The 10,038-nt window shown below is 69.9% G+C and carries 6 protein-coding genes and 1 pseudogene; 5 read left to right on the forward strand and 2 right to left on the reverse strand.

What is annotated here, in order from left to right:
- Window positions 1-99: 99 nt before the first annotated feature.
- Window positions 100-624: a hypothetical protein gene (locus tag AB0L71_RS07325; RefSeq protein WP_365239061.1), complete on the forward strand. Its 525-nt coding sequence runs from the start codon at window positions 100-102 to the stop codon at window positions 622-624.
- A 233-nt stretch (window positions 625-857) separates the two neighbouring features.
- Window positions 858-1,850, forward strand: coding sequence for a UDP-glucose 4-epimerase GalE (galE, locus tag AB0L71_RS07330; protein ID WP_365239064.1), 993 nt, complete (start codon window positions 858-860; stop codon window positions 1,848-1,850).
- Between the two features lie 70 nt (window positions 1,851-1,920).
- Here galE and AB0L71_RS07335 read toward each other — a convergent pair whose 3' ends face one another.
- Window positions 1,921-3,375: a hydrolase gene (locus AB0L71_RS07335; RefSeq protein ID WP_365239067.1), complete on the reverse strand. Its 1,455-nt coding sequence runs from the start codon at window positions 3,373-3,375 to the stop codon at window positions 1,921-1,923.
- Between the two features lie 395 nt (window positions 3,376-3,770).
- On the opposite strand from AB0L71_RS07335, the gene AB0L71_RS07340 reads away from it, so the two are divergent.
- The 3 genes from AB0L71_RS07340 (at window position 3,771) to AB0L71_RS07350 (ending at window position 9,827) form a co-directional block, all read left to right on the forward strand.
- The gene (locus AB0L71_RS07340; protein ID WP_365239069.1) at window positions 3,771-7,646 is read left to right on the forward strand and encodes an endo-alpha-N-acetylgalactosaminidase family protein; all 3,876 of its coding nucleotides are present in this window, start codon (window positions 3,771-3,773) and stop codon (window positions 7,644-7,646) included.
- A 328-nt stretch (window positions 7,647-7,974) separates the two neighbouring features.
- Window positions 7,975-9,558, forward strand: coding sequence for an acyl-CoA carboxylase subunit beta (locus AB0L71_RS07345; protein WP_365239071.1), 1,584 nt, complete (start codon window positions 7,975-7,977; stop codon window positions 9,556-9,558).
- Between the two features lie 65 nt (window positions 9,559-9,623).
- Window positions 9,624-9,827 carry an acyl-CoA carboxylase subunit epsilon gene (locus AB0L71_RS07350; RefSeq protein ID WP_365239074.1) on the forward strand — a complete coding sequence of 68 codons (204 nt, stop codon included), beginning with the start codon at window positions 9,624-9,626 and terminating at the stop codon, window positions 9,825-9,827.
- 94 nt (window positions 9,828-9,921) lie between these two features.
- Here the strand turns inward: AB0L71_RS07350 and AB0L71_RS07355 are convergent.
- Window positions 9,922-10,038: pseudogene (locus AB0L71_RS07355) on the reverse strand (ATP-binding protein); the annotation flags it as partial.

The following is a 10,038-nucleotide window of genomic DNA, read 5'->3' on the forward strand; positions in this document are numbered from 1 at the left end:
GCCTCCCCGTCGACGTCGGCCCTGCCTTCTGGCGGAACGGTGGGGAACTCGGGCACTATCTCTCTGCCTTTGTTTGTCATGAGCAGGAGGAATCCCCCCATGGTGTCCCGTATGACGCTGCGCCCCGTCCTGACCGCCCTCGCCCTTGTCCTCGGCGTCCTCTTCGCCCCCGGAATCGGCGTCCTCGGCAGTGGTGCCACGCAGGCCCACGCCGTCACGAAGCTCACCCACGCCCAGGCCACCGCCCGCTTCAGCTCCTCCGGAATCACCTGGTCGTCCTCCGGCGGCTGCTCCGACCGCAACGTCTCCACCTGCACCTCGTTCGAGCAGCTCAACCTGGCCACCGCCCAGGGCGCCCAGACCCTCAAGAGCGCCACGGGCTGCGCGCTGAACATCACCGGGGGCACCGAGACCGGGCACGCCAGCGGCACGTACTCGCACTGGAACGGGTACAAGCTCGACTTCGGCAAGACCACCTGCCTGACGAACTACGTTCACGGAGCCTTCACCTACATCGGCCTGCGCGGCGACGGCGCCGCCCAGTACCAGTCGGGCTCCGGCAACATCTACGCGGACGAGGGCAACCACTGGGACGTGACCTACTACAACTGCGGCGGCTGCTGACGGCACGCCGTAGCCATCCGCACGAGCGCCCCCGTTCCTTTCCCACCGGAACGGGGGCGCTCTCGCGAGGTGCGGCGGAGGTCTTCTGTTGTGATCCCGCGGGGGAGAGACGCGTCCCGCTCACGGCCCTCCGAGGACCGCATCGCTCGCGACCAGTAGGCTCGCCGCGCGAGTCGGCCGGGGCGGCGGACGGAGGCCATCGGCGTGGGGAGAACAAGGAGTTGATCTCGGACATGAAGGTACTGATCTCGGGTGGAGCCGGGTACATCGGCAGCACCGTCGCCTCCGCCTGTCTGGACGCGGGGATCACTCCGGTGATCCTGGACAGCCTGGTGACGGGGCGTCGGGAGTTCACCGAGGGGCGCATCTTCTACGAGGGCGACATCGCCGATGGCGCACTGGTGGACCGGATCTTCACCGAGCACCCCGGGATCGAGGCGGTCGTGCACTGCGCCGCGCTCATCGTGGTGCCGGACTCGGTCGGCGACCCGGTCGGCTACTACCGGGCGAACGTCGCCAAGAGCCTGGACTTCGTCGGCCACCTGCTCCGCAACGGCTGCCAGAGGATGATCTTCAGTTCCTCCGCCTCGATCTACGAGCCGGGTGAGGACTTGAGCGTGGACGAGGAGTCGGCGATCTCCCCGCAGAGCCCGTACGCGCGCACCAAGGCCGTCTGCGAGGGCATGTTCGCCGACATCGCCGAAACCCAGGCGATCCGGATCCTCTCCCTGCGCTACTTCAACCCGATCGGTGCCGACCCCGAGCTGCGCACCGGCCTCCAGCTGCGCCGGCCCAGTCATGCGCTCGGCAAACTGATCGAGGCGAGCGACGAGGGGGTGCCGTTCCGGATCACCGGCACCGACTGGGCCACCCGGGACGGCTCGGGCATCCGTGACTACGTGCACGTCTGGGACCTGGCCACCGCGCATGTGGCTGCGCTCCAGCGGTTCGAGACCGCGCTGGACGGCGCCCGCTCCACGGTGATCAATCTCGGTACCGGCACGGGCACCACCGTCACCGAGCTGGTCGCCGCCTTCAACAGCGTGGTCCCCTCGCCGGTCGCGGTGATCGAGACCGGCCCGCGCCCGGGCGACGTGGTCGGCGCCTTCACTCGCGGCGACCGGGCCGGGCAACTGCTCGACTGGAGCCCGCGGTTCAGCGTCGCCGAGGGCATTCGCGACTCGCTGCGCTGGGCCGAGATCCGCGACCAGCGGCTCACCCGGTAGGTCCGGGACGCGGCCGGGCCGAGGGGCCCGGCCGCCGCGGTGGACGCCGGCCGGCTCCACCGGTGCCGCATCAGCTCACGTCGACCGCCGTGTCGTCGATGACGAACGAGGTCTGGAGCTTGGATCCCTCGGTTCCGGTGAACTTCACGGTGACCGTCTGCCCGGCGTAGTCGCCGAGGTCGAAGGTGCGCAGGGTGTACCCGGAGGCCGCGTTCAGGTTGGAGTAGGTGGCGAGGGTGCCGAGGGCGGTCCCGGAGCTGTTGAGGACCTGGACCTTGAGGGTGTCGTACGCGGTGGTGCCGGTCTCCGCGGTGTCGATGTGCAGGTAGAAGCTCAGGGTCGCGGAGCAGCCGGACGGGAGGGTGACGGACTGGGCGAGCGTGTCGGTGGTGGCGCTGCCGTATCCGCCGAGCCACGCGTAGTACGAGCCGGTACGGGGAGACTCGCCGGTGTCGTTGGTGATCACGTCACTGGTTGCGCTCCAGGTGGTGGCGCCGGACTCGAAGCCGTTGTTGCCGAGGAGTTGGGCGGCGGTGCAGGAGGGGTCCGTGCCGCCACCGCCGTCCCCGCCGCCGGTCGCACCGGAGAGCCATTCGGTGGCGTTGAGGGCGAGGGCCGCGTTGGTGGCGCCGGAGTCGTTCCAGCCGTCGTAGAGGGTGTTGCCCGACTGGCCGGTGCCGTCGTCGATGGGTGAGCTGTCGCCCCAGAAGGCGACGCGGCCGCTGCCGAAGGTGCTGGTCGCGAAGAAGGCCCCGGTGTTGCCGGAGTAGCCGGTGCGGTAGAGCAGGCCCTTGACAGTGGAGTTGGCGGCAGGGTGGAGCGTCGCGGTGGTTCCGGAGGCGATGAGGCTCTTGGTGACCGTGCCGAACGAGCCGTGCAGGACGGGGTCGGTGCTGTCGCTGACGGCCGCCGGATAGTCGGAGCTGATGCTCAGTGTGTCGATCGAGAAACCGAACGGGTCGGTGGAGTCGACGGTGTTGTTCGACATCAGGTCGTTGAGGATCTCGACCGCGTCCTCGCCGTCGTTGTTGCGGTCCGCTCCGGTGTGGTCGGAGATCATGAACAGGCCGCCGCCGTTCTGCACGAAGTTCATGATGGCCGTCTTCTCGGCCGTGGTGAACAGCGTGTTGGGTTCGGGGAGGACCAGGGTGTCGAAGTTCGACAGGTCGGTCGTCGTCGAGCCGCCGTAGGCGAGACTGGATCCCGAGGGCAGCGTCTTGAGGCTGTAGTCGCCGGTCTGCTGGAGGGCGACGCCCCATGCGGACAGCGCGCCGGTCCAGTCCTTCTCGACGGACGGGGAGGAGTTCTGGCCCAGCGGATCGGGCTGGCTGGTCGAGATGATCCAGTCCGCGTTGCCGGCCGTCTCGGCATGGGCGTTGTCGAACAGAACACGGTGCGGGGTGGTCGCCGTGGTGGCCGATACGGCGGCCGGCGCGGCGTTCGCCTGGGCGGCGGCGCCTGCGGCGAGCAGTCCGAAAGCGGCGAGTGCGGCGGTGAGGCCGCTCGCTTTCCTGAGTCCGAGCATCCTGCGGTACCTCCGTGGGGGAGTGGGGGGAGAGGCGGTGCGGCTGCCGACTCTGCGCGCGTAGAGTTGAGTTGAGCTTTCTCGCACACAGCAGTCCGTTGAACGGTACATGGCAAGTCTGTTGCCGAACAGATCCCCCGGAGAGCTCCGGGCGGTCGCAGCCGCTTCTCAATGGCCCCAGAGGGTAAGGAAGTTCCTCACGTGGTGGCATCGACGAAGGCGGTCCAGGCAGCGGGAGGCGTAGAGGGCGGGCGGGGCCGTACGGAGGTATCGGCCGAGGAGCGCACGGGCGCAAAGCGTCCACTTGGACTTACGCAACGCGGTTGTTGGACTGGCGCGTCCCCGGAGCCCGCGCGTCGTTGACGGTGTCCCGTCACGAGGACTACCCAGGGCACATGTCGCGAAGATTCACTTCGGCGGGCGCTGTCGCCGCCGCCTCAGTCGCCGTTCTGGCACTGGTGGGGACCGCGCTCCCCGCCTCAGCCGTCGCCCCCTCAGCCGCTGCAGTCGAGTCGGTGGCCGTGCCGGCGGACGCCGCCGTCATCCGGTCCGCGCAGCTCGCGGTCGCGGTCGCCGACGACTTCCCGCGCGTCCTGGCGTACACCGACCGCGCCAGCGGTGCCCAACTGCTCGGCAGCACGCAGCCGGTCACCACCGTCACCCTCAACGGCACCGCGCACCCCGTGAAGCTCAAGGGTGCCCCCGAGATCACCGCCTCCACCGCCCGCTACACGCTGGCCTTCACCGACCTGCCCGGCATCGAGATCGACGCCTCGCTCTCCGTCTCCGGCCGCGCCACCACCTTCCGGGTGACGGCCGTCCGCGACACCGAGGCGTTCCGTGTCGGCACCCTCGACATCCCCGGCCACGACCTGGTCTCCGTCGGCTCCACGGACACCGGCGCCGCCACCGCCTTCACCCGGCTGGACAACGACTCGACGAAGACCGCCGACGTGTTCGCGGAGGTCACCGCGGACACCGCCGCCGACAGCGCACCGGTCGGCGCCTCGTACGCCCTCGTCAACACCGGCTCGCTCGCCGCCGCAATCGAGTCCAACTCCTCGTACGACAAGCCCTCCGGGGCCACCGGCGGCGACGATGCCCGGTTCTGGCACCAGGCCCGCAAGGCCGATGACGGCAGTGTCCGGGTCGGCGTCTGGTCCGGGCAGTGGACCTACCGTGGCGACGGTGCGCCGCAGCCGGAGAGCGGCGACGACCTCCCCTGGGCGAAGGTCGTCGTCACCCCCGACGCCAACGGTGACGCGAAGGTCGACTGGCAGGACGGCGCCGTCGCGTTCCGGACCATCGGGGTCAAGGCCCCCGGCAGTGACGACACCCCGGACCGGGTCATCACCCACATCCCGTTCAACTTCGCCAGCCAGGCCACCCACCCCTTCCTGCGCACGCTGGACGACGTCAAGCGGATCTCGCTGTCCACCGACGGGCTCGGCCAGCTCGCGCTGCTCAAGGGGTACGCCTCCGAGGGCCACGACTCCGCGCACCCCGACTACGGCGGCAACTACAACGAGCGCGCCGGCGGGCTCAAGGACCTCAACGAACTCCTCAAGGACGGCAAGAAGTGGGGCGCCACCTTCGGCGTCCACGTCAACGCCACCGAGGCGTACCCGGACGCCAAGGCCTTCGACGAGCAACTCGTCGACAAGAACAGCCCCGGCTGGAACTGGCTGGGCCAGAGCTACTACATCAACCAGCGCCGCGACCTCAACAGCGGCGACCTGGCCGAGCGCTTCCAGCAGTTGCGCGACGAGACCGACGGCAACCTGAGCTTCCTCTACATCGACGTCTACTACACGCACGGCTGGATCGCCGACAAGACCCTGCGGACCGTGCAGCAGCAGGGCTGGAACGTCGGCAGCGAGTGGTCCGACAAGTTCGAGCGGGGCACGCTCTGGTCGCACTGGGCCAACGACCTCGACTACGGCGGCGCCACCAACAAGGGACTCAACTCGAAGATCATCCGCTTCATCCGCAACAGCGAACGGGACACCTGGAACAACGACCCGGTCCTCGGTCAGACCGCCGTCTCCGAGTTCGAGGGCTGGACCGGTGAGACCGACTGGAACGCCTTCTACGACAACATCTGGCAGCGCGACCTGCCCGCCAAGTACCTCCAGCAGCAGAAGATCACCCGCTGGGACGGCAACGACATCACCTTCACCGGAGGGCTGCGGGGCACGGTCGAGGACAACCGGCGGACCTTCTACGACCACGGCCGCAAGGTGCTCAGCGGCACCGACTACCTGCTGCCGTGGGACGGCGGCAAGAAGCTGTACCACTACAGCAGGTCCGGCGGCACGAGCAGTTGGGAGGTGCCGTCGAACGGCAGGTACAGCGTCTACGCACTCACCGACAACGGTCGGGTCAGGACCGGCACGGTCAAGCCCGTCGACGGAAGGATCACACTGACGGCCGAGGCCGGCCGCCCGTACGTCCTCTACCCCGACCAGGCGCCCGAGGCCGCCGACCCCCGGTGGGGCGAGGGCACCCTCGTCGACGACCCCGGATTCAACGACGACGGGCTCGACGCCTGGTCGAAGACCGGAACCGTGGCCCGGGACACCGACGACCGGGGCCGCAACAGCGCCCGGCTCTCCGGCACCGGCACGGCGGCACTCGCCCAGCGCATCGACGGACTCCGGCCCGGCAAGCGGTACACGGCCTCCGCGCTCATCGAGGTCCAGCCCGGGAAGTCCCGGCACACGACCCTCTCCATCGGCGGGGCGTCCGTCGCCGTGGACCGCTCCACCGCCAAGGACCAGGTCGCCGCGTCCGACTGGCACGGCACGTACTTCCAACGCGCCGCGGTGAACTTCACCGCCCCCGCGAACGGCCGCGCCACCCTCCGTATCGAGGCGGTCGAGGGCAGCTCGGCGAGCGTCCGCGCCGACGACGTACGGATCGTCGCCAACGCCCCGGCGACCAAGGAGAACACCGTGGTGTACGAGGACTTCGAGGACGTCGCCCAGGGCTGGGGGCCCTTCCTCAAGGGCGACGCGGGCGGCTCCACCGACCCCCGCACCGTCCTCTCCCAGCTGCACGCCCCGTACACCCGGGCCGGCTGGAACGGAAAGCTGATCGACGACGTGATCGGCGGCCAGGAGTCCCTCAAGGCCCACGAGGAGAACAGCGGACTCGTCTACCGCACCGCACCCTGGACCGTGCCGATGACCGACGGCCACCGGTACGAGATCGCGTACGACTACCAGTCCAGCCACGCCGGCGCCTACGAGTGGGTCGACGGCTACGACCGGATCACCGCCGACGGCGAGCCCGACGCGGTCGAGACCCGGTCCACCCCCCTCGGGCAGCAGCGCACCACAGGCCACTTCAGCGAGACCGTCACCGCGGGCTGCGGCGACACCTGGACCGGACTGCGCAAGCGGGGGGACGCACCCGACGGAGCCGACTTCGTCCTCGACTCGTTCACGGTGACCGACCTCGGCCCGGCCCCGGAGGACGAGCGTGCCGCCTGCGGCACGCTCACCGTCGACCCGGCCGCCGAGGTCCTGGAGCCGGGCACGGCCAACACCGTCGAGGTGCACTTCACCAACCACGAGGCCGACGCGGCGACCGGGGCCGCGATGGGCCTGACCGTGCCGGACGGCTGGCAGGCGGAGCCGGTGGGAACCGTCACCTTCGACTCGGTCGCCTCCGGGGCCCGGGCCACCGGCACGTGGCAGGTCACCCCGCCCGCCGATGCGGAGTACCGGACCTACGAGCTGAGCTCGCAGATCACGTACACGGTCGGCGGGGCGCGGCGGACGCTCGGTGCGCAGACCTCGGTACGGACCCTGCCGCCCGCGCCCACCACGGACAGCTGGGCCAGCGACCTCGACTGGACATCCGCCGAGAACGGCTGGGGCCCCGTCGAACGTGACCAGTCCAACGGTGAGCAGGGCAGCGGCGACGGCACCCCGCTGAAGATCGGCGGCACCACCTACACCAAGGGCCTGGGCAGCCACGCCCCGGCGAGGATCCGCTACTACCTGGGGGGCAGGTGCACCTCCTTCACCGCCGAGGTCGGAGTGGACGACGTACAGGCCTCGCGCGGCAGCGTGCAGTTCAGCGTCACGGCCGACGGCACCGAGCAGGTGAAGTCGCCGGTGCTGAAGGCGGCGGACGCGGCCTGGTCGCTCACCGTGGACCTCACCGGGGCCAGGTACGTCGACCTGGTGGTCGGTGACGGCGGCGACGGCAACGGAAACGATCACGCGGACTGGGGGGACGCGCGCTTCCACTGCGGCGGCTGAGCCCGCAGGGTGCGGAACGCGGTGGGACGGGGCCGGGGTATTGTCGCGGACAGTCACCCCGTGCCCCGTTCCGCCGACCCCGGTCGAGAGCGCGGTCGAGAGGCCGGTCGCGGAGGTGACCGCCCGACCGGAGCACACTGCGAGGCTGATGTGCAGGTGCTGTGGGCCACAGCCCCGCTTTGTCGGGACCGAACAAATACGGACCGGTAAGTGCTGGCACTTCGCCTGCATGTCCCCCTGGTTCTGTCAGGCTCCACCAGGAAACAGGGCAGGAGACTGTACGGAGTCGACGGCAGGATTTACTTGCCGGGGTTCGTAGTGTCGGTACATGACCGTTGTGGACGAAACCTCGGGAGAGCCGAGCGACACCCGTGGCCGTGTGGCCGAACTGCTGGCGCTGCGCGAGCAGGCGCGGCGCGGACCGAGTGACCGGGCGACCGAGGCACAGCACGCCAAGGGCAAGCTGACGGCGCGTGAGCGCATCGAGTTGCTGGTCGACCCGGGTTCGTTCAGGGAGGTCGAGCAGCTTCGCCGGCACCGGGCCACCGGCTTCGGCCTGGAGACCAAGAAGCCGTACACCGACGGTGTCATCACCGGCTGGGGCACGGTCGACGGCCGCACGGTCTTCGTCTACGCACACGACTTCCGGATCTTCGGCGGCGCACTGGGCGAGGCCCACGCCACCAAGATCCACAAGATCATGGACATGGCCATCGCGGCCGGTGCCCCGCTGGTCTCGCTGAACGACGGAGCCGGCGCCCGTATCCAGGAGGGCGTCAGCGCACTCGCCGGCTACGGCGGGATCTTCCAGCGCAACACCCGGGCCTCCGGTGTCATCCCGCAGATCAGCGTGATGCTCGGCCCGTGCGCGGGCGGCGCGGCCTACTCCCCGGCGCTCACCGACTTCGTGTTCATGGTCCGCGAGACCTCCCAGATGTTCATCACCGGACCGGACGTCGTGAAGGCGGTCACCGGTGAGGAGATCACCCAGAACGGCCTCGGCGGCGCCGATGTGCACGCCGAGACCTCGGGCGTCGCGCACTTCGCGTACGACGACGAGGAGACCTGCATCGCGGAGGTCCGCTACCTGCTCGGGATGCTGCCGTCCAACAACCGGGAGAACCCGCCCGTCGTGGTGAGCGACGACCCGGCCGACCGGCGCGGCGACGTCCTGCTGGACCTGGTGCCGGCCGACGGCAACCGCCCGTACGACATGCACAAGGTCATCGAGGAGCTCGTCGACGACGGCGACTACCTGGAGATCCACGAGCGCTGGGCCCGCAACATCGTCTGCGCCCTGGCCCGGCTCGACGGCCAGGTCGTCGGCATCGTCGCCAACCAGCCGCAGTCCCTCGCCGGTGTCCTGGACATCGAGGCGTCGGAGAAGGCGGCCCGGTTCGTCCAGATGTGTGATGCGTTCAACATCCCCATCGTCACTCTCCTGGACGTACCCGGCTTCCTGCCCGGCGTGGACCAGGAGCACGGTGGAATCATCCGGCACGGTGCGAAGCTGCTCTACGCCTACTGCAACGCCACGGTGCCGAGGATCTCGCTGATCCTGCGCAAGGCCTACGGCGGCGCGTACATCGTGATGGACAGCCAGTCCATCGGTGCGGATCTGACGTATGCCTGGCCGACCAACGAGATCGCCGTGATGGGCGCCGAAGGTGCCGCCAACGTCATCTTCCGCCGGCAGATCGCCGACGCCGAGGACCCGGAGGCCATGCGGACCCGCATGGTCAAGGAGTACAAGGCCGAACTGATGCACCCGTACTACGCCGCCGAGCGCGGCCTGGTCGACGACGTCATCGACCCTGCCGAGACCCGCGAGGTTCTGATCGCCTCGCTCGCCATGCTCCGCACCAAGCACGCCGACCTGCCGTCGCGCAAGCACGGCAACCCCCCGCAGTAGTCCGCAGCCCCGCAGCGACCCTGCCGAGCCCGCGAAGACCTGCCGAGAAGACGGAGAAACCGCCCATGAGCACTGCCACCGATTCCGTGCTGCGCGTCGAGAAGGGGCTGGCCGATCCCGAGGAGCTGGCCGCCATAACGGCGGTCCTGCTCGCCCGCGCCGCCACCCCGCCCGCAGCGACCCCCGCACACCGCCGCCGCAGCATCGCCGGCTGGCGCCGCCTGGAGCGCACCCCGGGCTTCCGCGCCCCGCACTCCTGGCAGGGCTGAGGCTTCACCGCCCGCCCGAGGACATACGCGCAGGGCCCGCACTCCTCGTCGGAGTGCGGGCCCTGCGCGTATGCGGCCCTGGGGGCGGAACGCCCTAGCGCAGCCGTGCCATCAGCGCGTGTTCCACGAGCGTGATGAGTGCGCTCTTGGCGTCCGCGCGGTGGCGTGCGTCCGTGGTGAGGATGGGGGTGTCGGGTCCGATCTGGAGGGC

This window comes from Streptomyces sp. NPDC052052 (assembly GCF_040680455.1).
Lineage (GTDB): Bacteria > Actinomycetota > Actinomycetes > Streptomycetales > Streptomycetaceae > Streptomyces.

Excerpts from the sequence above, each read along its gene's own strand:
- AB0L71_RS07325 (WP_365239061.1), top strand. The coding sequence starts at position 100 with ATGGTGTCCCGTATGACGCTGCGCCCCGTCCTGACCGCCCTCGCCCTT.
- galE (WP_365239064.1), top strand. The coding sequence starts at position 858 with ATGAAGGTACTGATCTCGGGTGGAGCCGGGTACATCGGCAGCACCGTC.
- AB0L71_RS07335 (WP_365239067.1), bottom strand. The coding sequence starts at position 3,375 with ATGCTCGGACTCAGGAAAGCGAGCGGCCTCACCGCCGCACTCGCCGCT.
- AB0L71_RS07340 (WP_365239069.1), top strand. The coding sequence starts at position 3,771 with ATGTCGCGAAGATTCACTTCGGCGGGCGCTGTCGCCGCCGCCTCAGTC.
- AB0L71_RS07345 (WP_365239071.1), top strand. The coding sequence starts at position 7,975 with ATGACCGTTGTGGACGAAACCTCGGGAGAGCCGAGCGACACCCGTGGC.
- AB0L71_RS07350 (WP_365239074.1), top strand. The coding sequence starts at position 9,624 with ATGAGCACTGCCACCGATTCCGTGCTGCGCGTCGAGAAGGGGCTGGCC.